This is a genomic window from uncultured Sphingomonas sp., assembly GCF_964021865.1.
Classification (GTDB): Bacteria; Pseudomonadota; Alphaproteobacteria; order Sphingomonadales; family Sphingomonadaceae; genus Sphingomonas.
In genome coordinates this window covers 13,648-31,103 of sequence record NZ_CAXIAM010000040.1, presented here as the reverse complement: position 1 = coordinate 31,103, position 17,456 = coordinate 13,648, and the positions used below count along the sequence as shown (strand labels likewise).

Sequence of the window (17,456 nt, the reverse complement as noted above, 5' to 3'; positions counted from 1 at the left end):
GGGCAGGTCGATCTTGTTGATGACCGGCACGATCTCGTGATCGTGCTCGATCGACTGATAGACGTTGGCGAGCGTCTGCGCCTCGACCCCTTGCGCGGCGTCGACGACCAGCAGCGCGCCCTCGCACGCCGCCAGCGACCGCGACACTTCATAGGCGAAGTCGACGTGGCCGGGCGTGTCCATCAGGTTGAGCGTATAGGTCTCACCATCATGCGCCTTGTAGGACAGGCGCACGGTCTGCGCCTTGATGGTGATCCCGCGCTCTTTCTCGATCTCCATATTGTCGAGCACCTGCTCGCTCATCTCGCGGTCGGTGAGCCCGCCGGTCGCCTGGATCAGGCGATCGGCGAGCGTCGACTTGCCGTGGTCGATATGGGCGATGATCGAGAAATTGCGGATCGTGTTGAGCGGGGTCGTCATGATCCTCGCGCGCCTAGCGCAGCCTTCGCCCGAGCGATAGGGGGCGGACGATTTCGACGCGCGCCGCCGACCCACCAAAATGGGCCGCCTCTCGACTTTTTCGTGACACATCCGCAACGTACATTCGTCGGCCGCAATGGGCGCGAGGGGCGTCGCGGGGGCGACGCGGTAATCGAGGGGGAAATACGTGGAACGTCGTGCAATCGTCGCGCTGCTGGCCGGAGCCAGCCTGTTCGTCACCGGACCTGCGGAAGCGCAGAAACTGGCGGGTGCCTCGTCGGGGCAGAAGCTGCAGGAGAAAACCGCCGCCGACGTCCCGCATTGCCCGCGCAAGCTGGGCACCCTGTCGATCGTCGACGGCGACAATTCCTCCTATTGGACCGCGTGGAACCTGGCGGCGCCATCGAAGCTGCTGAAGGTGCTGGTGCAGCGGTCGGGGTGCTTCAATCTGGTCGATCGCGGCAGCGGGCTGAACGCCGCCGAGAAGGAGCGCGCGATCGGCGGCAATCTGGGGCTGCAACGCGGCGCGAACGTCGGGCAGGGGCAGATCAAGGCGGCGGATTACGTCCTGGTCGCCGAAATCCAGGGCGCGAACGGCAACGTCAGCGGCAGCGGCGTGGCCGGGGGGATCGGCGGCTTGCTGGGTGGCCGCGTCGGCGGGCTGCTGGGCGGGATCAAGAGCAAGAAGCTGGAGGCGAATACCGTCCTGTCGCTGACCAACGTCCGCACCACCGAGACGCTGGCGACCGAGGAAGGCTATGCCGCCAAGAACAACCTGTCGTTCGGCGGCGGCGGCTTCTTCGCGGTCGCCGGTGCGGCGGGCGGCGGCTATGACAATACCGAGATCGGGCGAATCGTGACGCTCAGCTTCATCCAGGCATACAGCAAGCTGGTGACCGGACTGGGGCTGGTGACGCCGGGCGATGCGGGTACGGCACAGGCGGCGCCGGCCAAGACCTTCACCGCGCAGGCGCCGGTGGCGCTGCGCGCGTCGGCGGCGGCGAGTGCGGCGACGCTGCGCACGCTGCCGGTCGGCGCGATCGTCTATCCGACCGGCAACAAGAACGGCCTGTGGTGGGAAGTCGCCGACGAGAACGACAATGTCGGCTGGGTGCTGAATACCAAGTTGGCGCCGTCGCAGGTTTCGGCGAACGCCCCCGAAATCCACTGATCGGGAACGGCCGCCGCGTCACCGGCGCGGAGGCTGCACTGATCGTGATGACGTTAATTTGATCCGTCATTGCGAGCGGAGCGAAGCAATCCAGGGCCGGATCAAGACGCCTTGGATTGCTTCGCTCCGCTCGCAATGACGAACGGCCCGTTCGACCTCACGTCATCATGATCTACATCGCCGCGCGGATCGCGGTGAGCGCGTTGAGATAGCGGCGCGAGCCTTCGCCCTGGATCAGCGCCCAGGGCACGCCGCGCCGCTCCAGCTCGCGGCGTGACAGGTCGAAGAAGCGCGTGCGATCACGGTGCGATCCGAACATACGCGTCCCGTCCTCGATCCACGGCAGGTCGATGTCGAACAGCAGGTAGAGGTCGGCGGTGCCCTGCCAGCGATCGAACCATGCGTCGCGCCGCCCGAACATCATGTCCGCCCACACCGCGCTCATCAACGGATCGGTGTCGAGGATCACGGGGCGCGCACCGCTGTCCACCGCCTTGCGCGCCTTGGCGTCCTGCGTCTGCGCGATGACGACGAGGTCGGCCATCGTCAGGTCGGTGCCATAGGTCTCGCAATAGGTGCGCCCGAATTCGGCGACACAGACCGAGTCGAATTGGTGCGCCAGTCGCGGCGCCATCGTCGATTTGCCGGTGCTCTCCGGCCCGTGGAGGCAGACGGTGCGCAACGTCATGCCGGCACCATCCGCCGGCGAGTGCCGAGCGCGCGTCGCCAGTCGATCAGCCCCCAGATCGCGAGCGCGAGATAGACGAGGTAGAGCCCAGCGAAGGGGTAGAGCCCCTTGGTGAGATAGAGCGGCACCGAGGCGAGATCGACCGCGATCCACAGCCACCAATTCTCGATCGCGCGCCGCGCCATCAGCAATTGCGCCGCGACGCTGGCGGCCGCGATCCCGGCATCCCACCACGGTAGCGCGGCGTCGGTCAGCCGGTGCATCGCGCTGCCCCATGCCAGCCAGCAGACAACGATCCCGACCAGCCATGCGGCACGGGCGCGGGTATCGAGCGTGCGGACGGGCACGTCGCCGGTCTGGGCCTGCGCGCGCCGCCAGTTGATCCAGCCGTAAAGATTGGCGGCGGCGAAGAAGAGCTGGAGCAGCGCGTCCGAATAAAGGCGGGCGCGGAACACCACCAGCCCAAGCAGCGTGACCGAGACGATCGCGGTCGGAAAGGTCCAGATGCTGCGCCGTGCAGCCAGCGCGACACAGGCGATCCCGAGAGCGGTGGCGATCCATTCGGCGAGCGACATCGTCGTGAAACCTAGCTGCGCCACGATGTAAAAACAGCCGTGATTCCCCGCTTGCGCTCCGAATTTCCGCTGATATAAGCCGCGCCCTGTCGACGGTACATCCGACCGGCACCCTGGTCGGGGAATAGCTCAGCCTGGTAGAGCACTGCCTTCGGGAGGCAGGGGCCGGAGGTTCGAATCCTCTTTCCCCGACCATTTCATTTGCCGCGGCGGCGCGGCACCAAATTCTCGCTGATGCGTAGGGACGGCTCACCTTCAGGAGCGCGTTTCCGATGAGCGGACCCCGGTTATTCCAGTCACTTGATATCGGCGGCCTGACGCTCGCCAATCGCATCGTCATCGCGCCGATGTGCCAATATTCGGCGGTCGGCGGCAGCATGACCGACTGGCACACGATCCATCTCGGGCATCTGGCGCTGTCGGGCGCGGGGATCTTGACGATCGAGGCGACCGCGGTCGAGCCGATCGGACGGATCAGCTATGCCGACGTCGGGTTGTGGGACGATGCGACCGAGGCGGCGATGGCGCGCGTGCTCGAGTCGGTGCGGCGTCACTCCGACATGCCGGTCGCGATCCAGTTGGCGCACGCCGGGCGCAAGGCCTCGACCGACCTGCCGTGGGAGGGCGAGCGCCAGATCCCGGCCAGCGATCCGCACGGCTGGGAGACGGTGGCGCCGTCGGCCTTGCCCTATGATCCGAAGAACCCGGCGCCGGTGGCGCTCGATCGCGACGGGTTGGCGCGCATCCGCGATGCCTTTGCCGAATCGGCGACGCGGGCGGCGCGGCTGGGGCTCGACCTGATCCAGATCCATGCCGCGCACGGCTATCTGCTCCACCAGTTCCTGTCGCCGCTCTCCAACCGGCGCGACGACGATTATGGTGGGTCGCTGGAGAACCGGATGCGCTTCCCACTGGAGGTATATGATGCGGTGCGCGCGGCGTTCCCGGCGGACCGGCCGGTGACGGTGCGTGTGTCGGGAAGCGACTGGGTCGAGGGTGGCTGGGATGCCGAGCAGACCATCGCCTTCGCGAAGGCGCTGGAGGCGCGCGGGTGCGCGGCGATCCATGTGTCGAGCGGCGGGCTCGATCCCCGGCAAAAGATTCCGGTGGGCCCAAGCTATCAGGTGCCGCTGGCGCGTGCGGTGAAGCAGGCGGTGTCGGTTCCGGTCGTCGCAGTCGGGCTGATCACCGAGCCGCAGCAGGCCGAGGCGATCGTCGCGACCGGCGATGCCGATATGATCGCGCTGGCGCGGACCATTCTCTACGATCCGCGCTGGCCGTGGCACGCCGCCGCCGAACTGGGCGCGCGGGTGAAGGCACCCGACCAGTACCTTCGCTCGCAGCCGCGGCAGTACAAGCATTTGTTCGACGTTGACGGTTCAGCGGAGGATTGAGGGGGCGCGATTGTCTTCGCCGGGGTCGGATGCCATGAGCGTGGTCATGCGTTTCCTGCTCTCGCTCCTCGCCCTCGTCACCATCGCCGTGCCGGTGGCGGCGCAGGAGCGCGCGCCGCTGGTGCTGGCGGCGGCGAGCATGCAGGAGGCGCTGACCGACGCGGCCGACGCGTGGACGAAGGCGGGGCATGAGCGGCCGCGGCTGTCGTTCGCGGCGTCCTCGGCGCTCGCGCGGCAGATCGCGGCGGGCGGGCGCGCCGACCTGTTCATCTCCGCCGACAGCGATTGGATGGACGATATCGCGAAGCGCGGGCTGGTCGTCGCCGGGACGCGCGCGGTGCTGGTGCACAACCAGTTGGTGGTGGTGTCGCGGCCGGGGCTGCCGCGGGTCGTGGCGACCAAGGGCGCGGCGCTGGGCAAGCTGCTGGGCGGCGGGGCGTTGGCGATGGCTGATCCCGACAGTGTGCCCGCGGGCAAATATGGGCGCGAGGCGCTGACCCGGCTGGGTGCGTGGGAGGCGGTCGCGCCGCGCGTGGTGCGGGCGGAGAATGTCCGTGCGGCGCTGGCGCTCGTCGCGCGCGGCGCGGCGCCGTATGGCGTCGTCTATGCGACCGATGCGCAGGCGGCGACCGGCGTTCAGATCGCCGGGGTGTTCCCGCGGCGCAGCCATGCTCCGATCGTCTACCCGATCGCGCGGCTGAACGCCGGGGATAGCGCCGAGGCGGAGGGCTTCCGCCGCTTCCTCCTGTCGCGCGCCGGGCAGGCGATCCTGGCGCGGCGCGGTTTCACGACGCGTTGAGCGAGCTGCTTTCGATCGTCCGCCTGACCCTGCTGGTCGGCGGCACCGCGACGCTGGGGGCGCTGCCGGTCGCCTTCGCGCTGGCGTGGGTGCTGGCGCGGTGGCGATTTCCGGGCAAGGTGTTGCTGGACGGGCTGGTGCATCTGCCGCTGGTAGTGCCGCCGGTGGTGACCGGCTGGGTGCTGCTGCTCGCCTTTGCGCCGGCCGGGCCGATCGGGCGCGTGCTGGAGGCCGGGTTCGGCGTCAGCGTGCTGTTCCGCTGGACGGGCGCGGCGATCGCCGCGGGGGTGATGGCGTTGCCGCTGATGGTGCGCGCGATGCGGCTGTCGATCGAGGCGGTCGACCGGCGGCTGGAGCAGGCGGCGCGGACGCTGGGAGCGACGCGCTGGCGCGCTTATGCGACGGTGACGCTGCCACTCGCCGCGCCGGGGATCGCGGCGGCGCTGGTGCTGGGGCTGGCACGCGCGATCGGCGAGTTCGGCGCGACGATCACCTTCGTGTCGAACGTCCCGGGCGAGACGCAGACCTTGCCGCTCGCGATCTATGCCGCGCTCCAGCGGCCGGGGGGCGAGAGCGAGGTGTGGCGCCTGGCGGGCGTGTCGGTGGCGCTGTCGTTGGTGGCGCTGATCGTATCGGAGGCATTGGTGCGGCGCGCGGGGCGGGGCGTGCATGTCCTTTGACGTCGATGTGGAAGCGCGGCGGGGGGATGCGGTGGTCGGCGCGCGGTTTGTGGCCGGCGACGGGCTGACGGTGCTGGTCGGCGCGTCGGGGGCGGGCAAGACCAGCCTGCTCGACATGATCGCCGGCTTGCTGCGGCCGATGCGCGGGCATGTGCGGGTTGGCGGACGGACGTTGTTCGATGCCGACACGAGCGTCGACGTACCGCCGGAGCAGCGGCGCGCCGGCTATGTGTTCCAGGACGCGCGGCTGTTCCCGCATCGGCGTGTGCAGGCGAACTTGCTGTACGGCGCCCGCGATGCCTCGCGGCTGGCGGAGGTGGCGGCGACCCTCGACATCGCGCCATTGTTGCGGCGCTGGCCGCGGACGTTGTCAGGGGGCGAGGCGCGGCGGGTGGCGATCGGGCGGGCGTTGCTCAGCGAGCCGGCGTTCCTGTTGCTGGATGAACCGCTGTCGTCGCTCGATCCGGCGCGGCGCGAGGAGGCGATGCGCGCGATCGAGCGGGTGCGCGATGCGCGGGCGGTGCCGATCCTGATGGTGACGCATGATGCGCGCGAGGCCGAGCGGTTGGGGGATCGGGTGATTACGATCGGATGACGACGGCAGGCGGGGTCAGCGCAGGCAGCTGTCCAGCCCGTTGCGGCGGACCGCGCCGACGTAGCGGGCGATCTGGTTACCGCGGCGGCGGACGAAGCCGGTCGGGGCGACCGCCTCGCGCTTCTTCGGGAGCGGCAGCACCGCTGCGATGCGCGCTGCTTCGACCGGAGTGAGCGTCGCAGCGCTGTGGTGGAAATAACGCTGCGCCGCCGCCTCCGCGCCGTAAGTGCCGATCCCGGTTTCGGCGATGTTGAGGTAAACCTCCATGATCCGCTTCTTGCCCCAGATCGTCTCGATCAGCAGCGTGAACCATGCCTCCAGCGCCTTGCGGAGATAGCCGCCGCCCTGGAAGAGAAAGGCGTTCTTGGCGGTCTGCTGGCTGATCGTCGATCCGCCGCGAATCCGCTGGCCCTCGGCATTATGCGCCGCCGCGCCGGCGATCGCGCGCCAATCGAAACCGTGATGGCTGCAGAAGCGCGCGTCTTCGCCGGCGATCGCGGCGCGCGGCATGTCGGGGTCGATCCGCGACAGCGGCGTCCAGTCCTTGGTCACCGAGTGGCCGCCCACCACATCGCCCATCATCGTCATCGTGAAGGGAACCGGAACGATCGCGTACACGCCGACCCAGACGAGCGACAGCACGACGAAGCCGAGGGCGATCTTGAAGAGCAGGCGCAAGGCGGTGAACATGCGCTGCGTCGTACCGGCACCGGGCGGGATCGCTCAACCCCTTCCCGATGCCGCAGCGTCGATCAGGCGGTGAGCAGTCGCTTGTCGCCCGCCAGCCGCATCATCGCGCGCTGGAGCTTTTCGAACGCGCGCACCTCGATCTGGCGGACGCGCTCGCGCGAGACACCATAGACCTGACTGAGTTCTTCCAGCGTCTTGGGATCGTCGGTCAGGCGGCGCTCGGTCAGGATGTGCTTCTCGCGATCGTTGAGATCGTCCATCGCGTTCATCAGCATGTCGTGACGGACGTCCGCTTCCTGCTGGTCGGCCACGACGCTGTCTTGAAGCGGCGCATCGTCCTGCAGCCAGTCCTGCCACTGGCCTTCGCCATCCTCACGCATCGAGACGTTCAGCGACGTGTCGCCGCCCATCGCCATGCGGCGGTTCATGCTGACCACGTCCGCCTCGGTGACGCCGAGATCGGTGGCGATCTTCTGGACGTTCTCGGGCGTCAGGTCGCCGTCCTCGAACGCGTCGAGCCGCGCCTTCATGCGGCGCAGGTTGAAGAACAGCTTCTTCTGCGCCGCGGTGGTGCCCATCTTCACAAGGCTCCACGAACGCAGGATGAACTCCTGGATCGAGGCACGAATCCACCACATCGCATAAGTGGCGAGGCGGAAGCCGCGATCCGGCTCGAACTTCTTCACGCCCTGCATTAGGCCAATATTGCCCTCCGAGATCAGTTCGCTGACCGGCAGGCCATAGCCGCGATAGCCCATCGCGATCTTGGCGACGAGCCGCAGGTGGCTGGTGACGAGCTGCGCCGCGGCGTCGGTGTCGCCATGCTCCTGGAAACGCTTGGCGAGCATATATTCCTGCTCGGGCGCGAGGATCGGAAACTTCTTGATCTCCGACAGATAGCGATTGAGGCTCTGCTCCCCGCCGAGCGCAGGAATCGTCGCGGGGACGTTGCTGCGGGTTGCCATGATCCTAAGTCTCCCTTCCTTGCGGAATACGCGCGACGTACCTGCAAACGGCGTCGAGCCGCGTTCCGTTTCTATACGATAAGCTGACTGAACAGTTCCTGCATGTCCGAAGGCATCGCACTGTCGAAACCCAGCGTTTCACCGGTGATCGGATGGACAAACCCCAGATGCGCGGCGTGAAGGGCCTGGCGTCGGAAATTCAGCGTGTCCAGCACCTGCTTGTGTGCAGGCTTTGTTCTACCATACACCGGGTCGCCCAGCAAGGCATGGCCGATGGATGCCATGTGCACGCGCACCTGATGCGTGCGCCCGGTTTCCAGGCGGCATTCGACCAATGTCGCATCGCGGAGCAACTCCAGCGTACGATAATGCGTGACCGCGCGCTTGCCGCCCTGCACGATCGCGACCTTCTTGCGATTTACCGGTGAGCGCGCGAGCGGGGCGTCGACCGATCCCGCCGCCGGCATCGGCCGGCCGCCGACGATCGCGCGGTAGCGGCGATCGATGCTGTGCGCCGCGAATTGCTTAGCCAGACCTTCGTGGGTGCGATCGGTCTTGGCGGCGACCATCAGCCCGGAGGTGTCCTTGTCGATGCGATGGACGATCCCGGGCCGCGCGACTCCGCCGATGCCCGACAGCGAGCCGTGGCAATGGTGAAGCAGCGCGTTGACCAGCGTCCCGTCGAGATTGCCGGCGGCGGGGTGGACGACCAGCCCGGCAGGCTTGTCGATCACGATCAGATGCTCGTCCTCGAAGGCAATGACGAGCGGAATGTCCTGCGCCTCGTTATGCGCCGGCGTGGGGGCGGGAATGGCGACCGCGAACTGTTCGCCACCGCGCGCCTTGCGCGACGGGTCGCGCATCGCCGTTCCCGCCTGCGTGACCTGCCCGGCGTTGATGAGCACCTTTAGCCGTTCGCGCGACAGCGTCGGCACCGCATCGGCGAGCGCGCGATCCACCCGCCAGCCGTCCGCTGCCGGTGCGATCGTCGCGTCGAGAATGATGACCCCCCGGTCCATTGCTTTGCTAAATGGCGACGATGGTCAGGATTACAATCGCCCAGCGAAACGAACTAGGCGCATGGGCAGCGGCAGATCGGGACGAAATTTGCGGGCTTTTGCTCGGTGCGGGCGATGACATCACGCGATTGGTGCCGTGCCGTAACGTCGCGGTGGATCCTTCGGTGCGCTTCGAGATCGATCCGGGAGCGTTGATCGCGGCGCATCGTGCCGCACGGAACGGCGGCGAGCGGGTGATCGGGCATTATCACTCGCATCCCTCGGGCGTGGCGATGCCGTCGCCGCGCGATGCCGCCGATGCCGCGCCGGACGGCAGCATCTGGCTGATCGTCGCGGGCGAGGCGGTGACCGCATGGCGTGCGGTGGCGGACGGGGCGGTGCACGGACGGTTCGATCCGCTGACGCTGGACGTAACCGGTTGCGCAGACTCCGGCGACTCGCCACAAGGCCGTAACGCCATCCCGCCGAGGTAGCCTTTTCCGATGACCATCAGCCCGGTCGATTTCGCTTCGCTCCTCTGTTCGCGGCTGTGCCACGATCTGCTGTCGCCGGTCGGCGCGCTGAACAACGGGCTGGAGCTGCTCAACGACGAAACCGATCCCGAGATGCGCGCGCGGTGTCTGGAGCTGCTCAACGAGAGCGCCCGCACCTCCGCGAACAAGCTGAAGTTCTTCCGGCTGGCGTTCGGCGCGGCGGGCGGGTTCGGCGAGCGGGTCGACGTGCGCGAAGCGCGGCAGGCCGTCGAGGCGCTGCTCGGCGACAACAAGCGGCTGAACCTGCAATGGATGGTCGAGGCGACCGAGCTGCCCAAGGCGGCGGTCAAGGTGCTGCTCAACCTGGCATTGATCGCGGGCGACACGCTGGTGCGCGGCGGCACGGTGACGATCGGCACCGAGGAGAGCGCCGAGGCGACCGAGATCGTGCTGCGTGCCGAGGGACCGCGGATCGTGCTCGATCCCGATCTGCGCACCACGCTGACCGAGGGGCCGGCGGACGAGAGCGCGGTCGCCCCGCGTGCCGCCGCGGCGTTCCTTGTCCACGAACTGGTCGGCGAGGCGGGCGGATCGGTGGTGGTCAGCGAGCCGGTCGACGGCGCCTTGTTGTTCGGGGCGGCGCTGCCGCACCGGTGACGCCCGCCGGGGCGCGGTAAAGACCCTTTTAACGCCTGTCGTGCGATGCCGCCCTCCTAGCCAGGGCAACGGGACCGCATGGACGACCTACTGCAGGAATTCATTGCCGAAACGCGCGAGACGCTGGAAGCGATCTCGGGCGAGATCGTGGGGTGGGAAGCCGACCCCAGCGATCGTTCGCGGCTGGATGCGATCTTTCGCTTCGTCCACACCATCAAGGGGAGCTGCGGCTTCCTCGATCTGCCGCGGCTCGCGCGGCTGAGCCACGCCGCCGAGGACGCACTGGCGGCGGTGCGCGCGGGCGAGCGCGCGCCGGATCAGGCGCTGGTCACGGTGATCCTGGCGATCATCGACCGGATCGGCGAGATCGTCGAGGCGATCGACGCGGGCGAGGCGCTGTCCGAATCGGGCGAGGCGATGCTGATCGCCGCGCTTGACGGCGCGATCGCAGGCGAGACGGCGGCCACGTCGGAGCCGGCGGACATGGCATCGGTGGCGCAGGCCGCGCGCGTGGCCCCGAAGCGATCGGTGCGGTTGTCGGTCGACCTGCTCGACCGGATGATGAGCGGCGTGTCGGACATGGTGTTGGCACGCAACCAGCTGGCGCGACACCTGCGGATGATCGACGACCCGCGGCTGGAATCGATGCTGGAGCGGCTGAGCATTTCGGTCGACGAATTGCGTGACACGGTGACGCGGACGCGGATGCAGCGCGTCGAATCGCTCTTCTCGGCGCTGCCGCGGCTGGCGCGCGATTCGGCGGCGGCACTCGACAAGTCGGTGACGCTGACCATCGAGGGCGGCGACGTCGAGCTGGACCGCGAGATGATCGAGCTGTTGCGCGACCCGCTGGTCCATCTGGTCCGCAACGCCGTCGATCACGGGATCGAGGATCGCGCCGGACGGATGCGCGCCGGCAAGCCGGCCGCCGGGCAGTTGCGGATCGTCGCGCGCCAGGCGGGCAATCTGATCATCATCGAGATCGCCGACGACGGACGCGGGATCGACAGCGAACGGCTGCTCGCCAAGGCGCTGCGCGACCATCCCGAGCGTGCCGCCGAGTTGGCCGCACTCGACGAGGACGGGCGGCTGAAGCTGATCTTCGAGCCCGGATTGTCGTCGCGCGACGAGGTGACCGCCTTGTCCGGCCGCGGCGTGGGCATGGACGTGGTGAAGGCCAATGTCGAACAGGCCGGTGGGCGAATATCGGTGTTCAGCCGGCCGGGGCAGGGGCTGACGATCGCGCTGGAGGTGCCGCTGACGCTGGCGATCCTCAACGCCGTGCTGGTCGAGGCGGCGGGCACGCGCTTCGCCATCCCGCGCCAGTCGGTCGATGAGATCGTGGCGGTGGACGGTGGCGCGGTGCGCGTCGACCGGGTCGCGGCGGGCGCGGTGGTGCTGCTACGCGGGCAGCGGTTGCCGATGGTGTCGCTGCCGACGCTGCTGGGGCGACGGGAGGCGACGGCGGTGCCGGGCTTCCTGGCGATCGTGTCGCTGCGCGAGGGGCGGTTCGCGCTCGCGCTCGACGGGGTGAACGACACGCAGGAACTGGTGGTGAAGCCCGCCGCGCCGGCGGTGATGTGCGCGGGGATCTATGCCGGGCAGATGTTGCCCGACGATGGCGCGCCGATCCTGTTGCTCGATTGCTCGGCGATCGCGGCGCGCGCGGCGCTGGCATTCGACCGTCCCGACGAGGCGGTGGCCGAGGCCGAGGCGGTCGAGCCGGTGCGCGCGTTGCTGTTCGACGATATCGACGGCGTGCGCCGCATGATCGTGTCCGACGCCGTCGACCGGATCGAGGGGGTCGCGGCGGGCGGGGTGCGCGCGCTGGCGGGCGGCCTGTGGCTGACGATCGGCGATCGTTCGATCCCGGTCTGGTCCGGGACCGGCGCGGTGGCGAGCGAGGTGTGCACGGTCCTGCGCCTCCAGCTCGACGATCAGGAACTCGCCTATCCGATCGCCGATGCGATCGAGATCGTGCCCTTGCCGCAGGACATTGCGCGCGCCGTCGATCCGCATGGCGTGATCGCCGGGCTGGCGGTGATCGACGGCGAGCCGATCGAGCTGGTCGATCCGCTGGCGCTGTTCGCCGATGCGCCGGCCGCGGCCGAGCGCCCGGTCTGCCTGCTGCACGGCGCGGAGAGCGGCTGGATGGAGGCGTTCCTGAAGCCCGCGATCGAGCAGGCCGGCTACCGCGTGGTGCGGCGCGCGTCACCGGACACGCCGGTCGCGCTTGCGCTGGCGATGGAGGATGATGCCGACGCGCCGCCGGTGCCGGCACTGCGGCTGAGCCGCGAGCGCGGCAAGCCGCTGTACCGCTTCGATCGCGCCGCGCTGATCGCCGCGCTGAAGGGATATGCCGCATGATGGGCACCTTGCATCTGGTTGCGCGGGTCGGCGATCGGGGATTGCTGTTCGACGCCGAACGCGTCGACTCGGTCGTGGAGGTGCACAGCACCGTCCCCGCGCCGGGCGCCGCCCCGGCCGTGGTCGGGCTGGCGGCGATGCGCAGCCGCGTGGCGACCGTGATCGACGTGCGTGAATTGTTCGGCGGCGTGCCGATGGTGCGCGATGGCAAGGGCGGTCGCGCGATCGCGACGCTCGTCGACGGGCATCTGTACGCGATCGCGGTGGATGCGCTGGAGGACGTCTCCACCTTCACCCTCGCGCCCGCGCCGATCGCTCAGGGGACGGCCGGCGACTGGGACTTCGTCACCGGCGTCGCCGAGGGCGATGGCGAGACGTTGATGGCGGTCGACATCGACCGGCTGGTCGCGCGCGCAAGTGCGCTGGGCTGAGCCCCGCCATTAACTCGATCCTTACTGCGCCGCGGCCAAGATGCGGCATCATCAGGGAAAATCGGAAGTTAGCATGAAGACCTGCCTGATCGTCGATGATTCCAAGGTGATCCGCAAGGTGGCGCGCCACATCCTGGAGGCGCTCGACTTCTCTGTGTCGGAGGCGGGCGATGGGCGCGAGGCGCTGATGCATTGTCGGCAGACGGTGCCGGACGTCATCCTGCTCGACTGGAACATGCCGGTGATGAGCGGGATGGAATTCCTGCGCGCGCTGGGTGAGGAGCCGATGCCGCGCCGGCCTAAGGTGGTGTTCTGCACCACCGAGAACGGCATGGCGCATATCCGCGCCGCGATCGAGGCGGGCGCGGACGAATATGTGATGAAGCCGTTCGACCGGGAGACGCTGCACAGCAAGCTCCAGATCGTCGGCGTCGCCTGATCCTGGCCGGGGACGTGCCGGAACCCGCCATGAGCCAGCGCAGCGATCCGAGCGCGGGTGACCGCCGGATACCGCGTGTCCTGATCGTCGACGATTCGGCGGTCGCGCGCGCGGCACTGTCGCGTTTCATCATCGCCAGCGGCCGCTTCGAGCTGGCCGGTGCGTTGCCCGATGCGCAGCGCGCGCTGGCGTTTCTGCGCAGGGAGCCGGTCGATTTCATCCTGCTCGACCTCGTCATGCCGCACCAGAGCGGGATCGACGCGCTCCCCGAACTGCTGAAGGCGGGGGCGGGCGCGCGGGTGCTGGTGGTGTCCAGCTCGGCGGCAGACGGCGCGGCGGTGACGATGCGCGCGCTGGCGCTGGGCGCGGCCGATACCCTCGTGAAGCCAAGCATCGGCGCCTTTGCGAGCCGGTTCGGCGAGACCTTGCTGGCGCGGCTCGATCTGCTCGCCACGCATGGCGGGGGCCGCGCGATGCCGCGCCGCGCGACGGTCTTCACCCCGCCGCCGTTCGACGCGATCGCGATCGGCGCCTCGACCGGCGGCATCCACGCGCTCGCGTCGCTGCTGGAGCAGGTGCCGGAGGAGGTGACGCAGCCGATCTTCGTCACCCAACACCTTCCGCCGTCGTTCTCGCCGTTCTTTGCGGCGCAGGTCGGCGTCGTCGCCAGGCGCCCGTGCGCGATCGGGCAGGAGCGGCGGCGTGTGGCCGCTGGTGAGGTGCTGGTCGCGCCGGGCGATGCGCATCTGCTCGGTGGAATGCAACCCGACGGGCAGGTCGCGATCCGGTTGTCGCAGGCGCCCAGCCCGACCGGCAATCTGCCATCGGTGGACCCGATGTTCGCCAGCCTGGCGCAAGCGTATGGACCGCGTCTGCTGGCGATCGTGCTGACCGGGATGGGACGCGACGGACTGGAGGGCGCGCGCGCGGTGCGCGCGGCCGGGGGGACGATCGTGGTGCAGGATCGCGACTCGTCGGTCGTGTGGGGGATGCCGGGCGCGGTTGCGGAAGCGGGGCTTGCGGATGCGGTGCTCGCGCCGCGCGAGATCGGCGCGATGATCGCGGCCCGACGGACGGCCGCGCGCGCATGATGGCCGAAATCGATTCGGGCTCGGCACGGGTGTTCGCCGCACTGCTGGAGGCGCGGACCGGGCAACGGATCGCGGTTGGCCGCAGCTGGCGGTTCGAAGCGGCGCTCGGCCCGTTGCTCCAGACGCATGCGCTCGACCGCGTCGACCAGCTTGCCGCACGACTTATCGAGGGGAAGGACAAGCAACTGGCCGACCGGATCGTCGACGCGCTGCTCAATCAGGAGACGTCGTTCTTCCGCGATGCTGGCGTCATCGAGGGGGCGGCGGAAGCGGTCGCCGGGCGCTCGCCGCTGCGCGTGTGGTGTGCGGCGTGCGCGACCGGGCAGGAGCCGCTGTCGCTGGCGATGCTGTTCGCCGAGGCGGGCGGCACGATGCCGGAGATCGTCGCCACCGACGTGTCCTCGGCGGCGATCGCACGGGCGCGGGAAGGGACGTACTCGCAATTCGAGATCCAGCGCGGATTGCCGGTGCGGCGGATGGTGAGCTGGTTTGAGCCGGCCGCGGACAATAACTGGCGCGCGTCGACCACCTTGCTGAACGCGATCCACTATCGTCGCCACAATCTGATCGCCGATGTGCCGCCGATCGGCGAATTCGACCTCATCCTGTGCCGCAATCTGTTGTTCTACTTCGCACCGCATCAGCGTGAACAGGTGTTGGCGCGGCTGGCGGGGTCGCTCAAGCCCGATGGCTTGCTGCTGCTCGGCGCCGGTGAGACGGTGATCGGGCAATCGGAACGACTGCGTCCCAGCGCGCGGGCGCGGGGCCTTTACGAACGCGTTCCCGACCCGGCCGACAGCAACCGGGTTTACACCGGGCGCTGATTTCGCGAACGACGGTCGCATCGGGTAACGGTGGCGAGGTCGATGGTGACAGGCGAGGAGCGTCGGACGGACGGATCGGGCGCATGAGGTGCCGGGAGGTGCCGTCGCCGAACTTCAACGAGCGGTTGCTGCCGATCTCGATGATCGTGCTGCATTATACGGGCATGAAGACCGCGCAGGAGGCGCTCGACCGGCTCTGCGATCCCGCCGCGGAGGTATCATGCCATTATTTCGTCGACGAGGACGGCACGATCACGCGGTTGGTCGCCGACGACAAGCGCGCGTGGCATGCCGGGGCGGCGCATTGGCGCGATGTGACCGACGTCAACTCGGCATCGATCGGGATCGAGATCGTCAACCCCGGCCACGACCACGGTTATCGCGTGTTCCCGGACGTGCAGGTCGAGGCGGTGATCCGGCTCGTCGCGCATCTGAAGGATAGGTATGAGATCACGCGCGGCAACATCGTCGGCCATTCGGATGTCGCGCCGCTGCGCAAGCGCGATCCGGGCGAGCTGTTCCCGTGGCATCGGCTTGCGCGGCTGCGGCTGGCGCTGCCACGACCGACCAAAAACCTGGTCGATCCGGTGTGGGGCGAGGCGGCGTTCTGCCTCGCGCTGGAGCGGTTCGGTTACGACGTGAGCGACCGGATGGCCGCGATCATGGCGTTCCAGCGGCGCTTTCGTCCCGAGTTGATCGACGGCGAGATGGATGCGGAATGCCGGATGATCCTGCTCGCCTTGCTGCTGCCGCGGCCGCAGGGGGATGATTGATCCTTGTCCGTCATTGCTTCGCTACGCTCGCATGACGGACGAGTCCTTCCCTAACGCCCAAAGCCGCGCTACGGCGAGCCCGCCAGAGGGCCGGGCGGCCGCGTCGCGCGCAAGCGCGCCGAGGAAAGTCCGGGCTCCACGGAACAACGGTGGCGGGTAACGCCCGCCGGCTCGGGCTTCGGTCCGTAGTCAGGGACAGTGCAACAGAGAGCAGACGGCCTGGGCCTCGGCCCGGTCATGGTGAAAGGGTGCGGTAAGAGCGCACCGCGCGGCCGGTAACGGTCGTGGCACGGTAAACCCCACCGGGAGCAAGACCGAATAGGGGCGGCATGGCGGCGTTCGCGTCGTCGGGGTGTGTTCCCACCCGCTGCCCGGGTTGGTTGCTGGAGCGCGTCGGCAACGGCGCGCCGAGAGGAATGGTCGCCTATCCCCGCCCACGGGGTGGACAGAACCCGGCTTACAGGCCCTCTGGCAAATTCGCCGCCGCCAGTCGGTTGGCGCGGGGGCGGCGCGTCCTTATGTGCCGCAGCAATGGCACGCATTCCCACCCGATCGAACGACTGGGGCTTTCCCCGCTGGCGCGGCTATGGCGCCAATCGCGAGGCCACGACCGTGCGGCTGTGCGACCGTCATGGCTGCACCGAGCCGGGAACGTGCCCGGCCCCCAAGTCGCCGAACAGCCCGGAGCGCTGGTACTTTTGTCAGGCGCATGCGGCCGAATACAATCGGGGCTGGAATTATTTCGAGGGTCTCTCCGCCGAGGAAGCCGCGCAGCGCGAGGCGAATGAGCGGCGCGACGCGGGTGGCTTCTCGCAGTCGAAGCATCAGGCGTGGGCAAGATCGGGCGACGGCACGCGGTCGCGCGACGAGATGCGCGCGCTGGAGGTGCTGGAGCTGGAGGTCGACGCGACGTTCGACGACGTGCGGCTGGCGTGGCGGCGGATGGCGAAGTCGAATCATCCCGACGTCCGGCCCGGCGACAAGGACGCCGCAACGCGGTTTCAGGCGATCCAGGCCGCCTATGACGTGCTCCGCGTTGCAGAGGAGGCGCGGACGTGGAAGCCGCGCGCCGAGCCATGAAGGATCAGGTCCGAGCCGGCTGGACGGGCGCGGTGCTGGTGTGCGGCAAATGCTCGAAGAAGCTGGGCGGCGGGTTCGGCGCGAAGGGGAAGACGCCGCTCGCCAAGGCGCTGCGCGGCGAGGCGGGGTTCGGGAAAGGGCGCAAGGCCGATGTCGGGGTGGTCGAGGTGAAGTGCCTCGGAATCTGTCCGAAGGGCGCGGTCACGATCGTCGACAGCCGGACGCCGGGGCAGTGGTGGATCGTGCCCGAGGGGGCGGATGTCGGCGGGCTGGCGGCGCAGTTGAAGGGCTGAGGGACTCTTACAACCGTTCGCGCTGAGCTTGT

The 17,456-nt window shown here is 68.8% G+C and carries 21 protein-coding genes, 1 tRNA gene and 1 other RNA gene; 17 read left to right on the top strand and 6 right to left on the bottom strand.

Annotated elements, in window-relative coordinates:
- The coding region (locus AADI75_RS11355; protein ID WP_341209136.1) for a GTP-binding protein at positions 1–420 on the bottom strand (420 nt) is incomplete at its 3' end.
- A gap of 187 nt (positions 421–607) precedes the next feature.
- On the opposite strand from AADI75_RS11355, the gene AADI75_RS11350 reads away from it, so the two are divergent.
- The gene (locus AADI75_RS11350; RefSeq protein ID WP_341209135.1) at positions 608–1,591 is read left to right on the top strand and encodes a CsgG/HfaB family protein; all 984 of its coding nucleotides are present in this window, start codon (positions 608–610) and stop codon (positions 1,589–1,591) included.
- Positions 1,592–1,763: 172 nt separating this feature from the next.
- Here the strand turns inward: AADI75_RS11350 and AADI75_RS11345 are convergent, their stop codons facing one another.
- Positions 1,764–2,279, bottom strand: a complete 516-nt coding sequence (locus AADI75_RS11345) for an AAA family ATPase (protein WP_341209134.1) — start codon at positions 2,277–2,279, stop codon at positions 1,764–1,766.
- Entirely contained in the window at positions 2,276–2,878 is a 603-nt protein-coding gene (gene pnuC / locus AADI75_RS11340; protein ID WP_341209133.1) for a nicotinamide riboside transporter PnuC, read from the bottom strand. The genes AADI75_RS11345 and pnuC overlap by 4 nt, the downstream gene beginning before the upstream one ends.
- A 94-nt stretch (positions 2,879–2,972) precedes the next feature.
- On the opposite strand from pnuC, the gene AADI75_RS11335 reads away from it, so the two are divergent.
- From AADI75_RS11335 to AADI75_RS11315, 5 genes are all read left to right on the top strand, one after another.
- Positions 2,973–3,049 (top strand) — tRNA-Pro (locus AADI75_RS11335).
- Between the two features lie 77 nt (positions 3,050–3,126).
- The gene (locus AADI75_RS11330; RefSeq protein WP_341209132.1) at positions 3,127–4,248 is read left to right on the top strand and encodes an NADH:flavin oxidoreductase/NADH oxidase; all 1,122 of its coding nucleotides are present in this window, start codon (positions 3,127–3,129) and stop codon (positions 4,246–4,248) included.
- A 46-nt stretch (positions 4,249–4,294) separates the two neighbouring features.
- Complete coding sequence (gene modA / locus AADI75_RS11325) at positions 4,295–5,047, top strand: molybdate ABC transporter substrate-binding protein (protein WP_341209131.1); 753 nt, start codon at positions 4,295–4,297, stop codon at positions 5,045–5,047.
- 5 nt (positions 5,048–5,052) lie between these two features.
- Positions 5,053–5,727 (top strand): molybdate ABC transporter permease subunit, encoded by a 675-nt coding sequence (gene modB / locus AADI75_RS11320; protein ID WP_341209138.1) that lies wholly within the window; start codon positions 5,053–5,055, stop codon positions 5,725–5,727.
- Positions 5,717–6,322, top strand: coding sequence for an ATP-binding cassette domain-containing protein (locus tag AADI75_RS11315; protein WP_341209130.1), 606 nt, complete (start codon positions 5,717–5,719; stop codon positions 6,320–6,322). Before modB ends, AADI75_RS11315 begins: the two co-directional genes overlap by 11 nt.
- 15 nt (positions 6,323–6,337) lie before the next feature.
- On the opposite strand, the gene mtgA is transcribed toward AADI75_RS11315, so the two are convergent.
- The 3 genes from mtgA to AADI75_RS11300 all read right to left on the bottom strand — a co-directional run bounded on the left by mtgA (position 6,338) and on the right by AADI75_RS11300 (position 8,996).
- Complete coding sequence (mtgA, locus tag AADI75_RS11310) at positions 6,338–7,012, bottom strand: monofunctional biosynthetic peptidoglycan transglycosylase (RefSeq protein WP_341209129.1); 675 nt, start codon at positions 7,010–7,012, stop codon at positions 6,338–6,340.
- Between the two features lie 62 nt (positions 7,013–7,074).
- Complete coding sequence (gene rpoH, locus AADI75_RS11305; RefSeq protein ID WP_028966128.1) at positions 7,075–7,977, bottom strand: RNA polymerase sigma factor RpoH; 903 nt, start codon at positions 7,975–7,977, stop codon at positions 7,075–7,077.
- A gap of 71 nt (positions 7,978–8,048) precedes the next feature.
- On the bottom strand, positions 8,049–8,996 hold the full coding sequence (locus AADI75_RS11300; RefSeq protein WP_341209128.1) for an RluA family pseudouridine synthase: 948 nt from the start codon (positions 8,994–8,996) through the stop codon (positions 8,049–8,051).
- 11 nt (positions 8,997–9,007) lie between these two features.
- Here AADI75_RS11300 and AADI75_RS11295 point away from each other — a divergent pair, with 11 nt between their 5' ends.
- From AADI75_RS11295 to AADI75_RS11245, 11 genes are all read left to right on the top strand, one after another.
- The gene (locus tag AADI75_RS11295) at positions 9,008–9,469 is read left to right on the top strand and encodes a M67 family metallopeptidase (RefSeq protein WP_341209127.1); all 462 of its coding nucleotides are present in this window, start codon (positions 9,008–9,010) and stop codon (positions 9,467–9,469) included.
- A gap of 9 nt (positions 9,470–9,478) precedes the next feature.
- Entirely contained in the window at positions 9,479–10,126 is a 648-nt protein-coding gene (locus AADI75_RS11290; RefSeq protein ID WP_341209126.1) for a histidine phosphotransferase family protein, read from the top strand.
- Between the two features lie 78 nt (positions 10,127–10,204).
- Positions 10,205–12,493 carry a chemotaxis protein CheW gene (locus AADI75_RS11285; protein ID WP_341209125.1) on the top strand — a complete coding sequence of 763 codons (2,289 nt, stop codon included), beginning with the start codon at positions 10,205–10,207 and terminating at the stop codon, positions 12,491–12,493.
- Complete coding sequence (locus AADI75_RS11280; RefSeq protein ID WP_341209124.1) at positions 12,490–12,924, top strand: chemotaxis protein CheW; 435 nt, start codon at positions 12,490–12,492, stop codon at positions 12,922–12,924. Before AADI75_RS11285 ends, AADI75_RS11280 begins: the two co-directional genes overlap by 4 nt.
- Positions 12,925–12,997: 73 nt before the next feature.
- The gene (locus AADI75_RS11275) at positions 12,998–13,363 is read left to right on the top strand and encodes a response regulator (RefSeq protein WP_341209123.1); all 366 of its coding nucleotides are present in this window, start codon (positions 12,998–13,000) and stop codon (positions 13,361–13,363) included.
- A gap of 29 nt (positions 13,364–13,392) precedes the next feature.
- The gene (locus tag AADI75_RS11270; RefSeq protein ID WP_341209122.1) at positions 13,393–14,454 is read left to right on the top strand and encodes a chemotaxis protein CheB; all 1,062 of its coding nucleotides are present in this window, start codon (positions 13,393–13,395) and stop codon (positions 14,452–14,454) included.
- Complete coding sequence (locus AADI75_RS11265; RefSeq protein ID WP_341209121.1) at positions 14,451–15,278, top strand: protein-glutamate O-methyltransferase CheR; 828 nt, start codon at positions 14,451–14,453, stop codon at positions 15,276–15,278. The genes AADI75_RS11270 and AADI75_RS11265 overlap by 4 nt, the downstream gene beginning before the upstream one ends.
- A gap of 83 nt (positions 15,279–15,361) precedes the next feature.
- On the top strand, positions 15,362–16,051 hold the full coding sequence (locus tag AADI75_RS11260) for an N-acetylmuramoyl-L-alanine amidase (RefSeq protein ID WP_341209120.1): 690 nt from the start codon (positions 15,362–15,364) through the stop codon (positions 16,049–16,051).
- Between the two features lie 82 nt (positions 16,052–16,133).
- Positions 16,134–16,527, top strand: an RNA gene (rnpB, locus tag AADI75_RS11255) — RNase P RNA component class A.
- Positions 16,528–16,582: 55 nt separating this feature from the next.
- Complete coding sequence (locus tag AADI75_RS11250) at positions 16,583–17,131, top strand: DnaJ domain-containing protein (RefSeq protein ID WP_341209119.1); 549 nt, start codon at positions 16,583–16,585, stop codon at positions 17,129–17,131.
- Entirely contained in the window at positions 17,128–17,424 is a 297-nt protein-coding gene (locus AADI75_RS11245; protein ID WP_341209118.1) for a (2Fe-2S) ferredoxin domain-containing protein, read from the top strand. The genes AADI75_RS11250 and AADI75_RS11245 overlap by 4 nt, the downstream gene beginning before the upstream one ends.
- Positions 17,425–17,456: the final 32 nt, after the last annotated feature.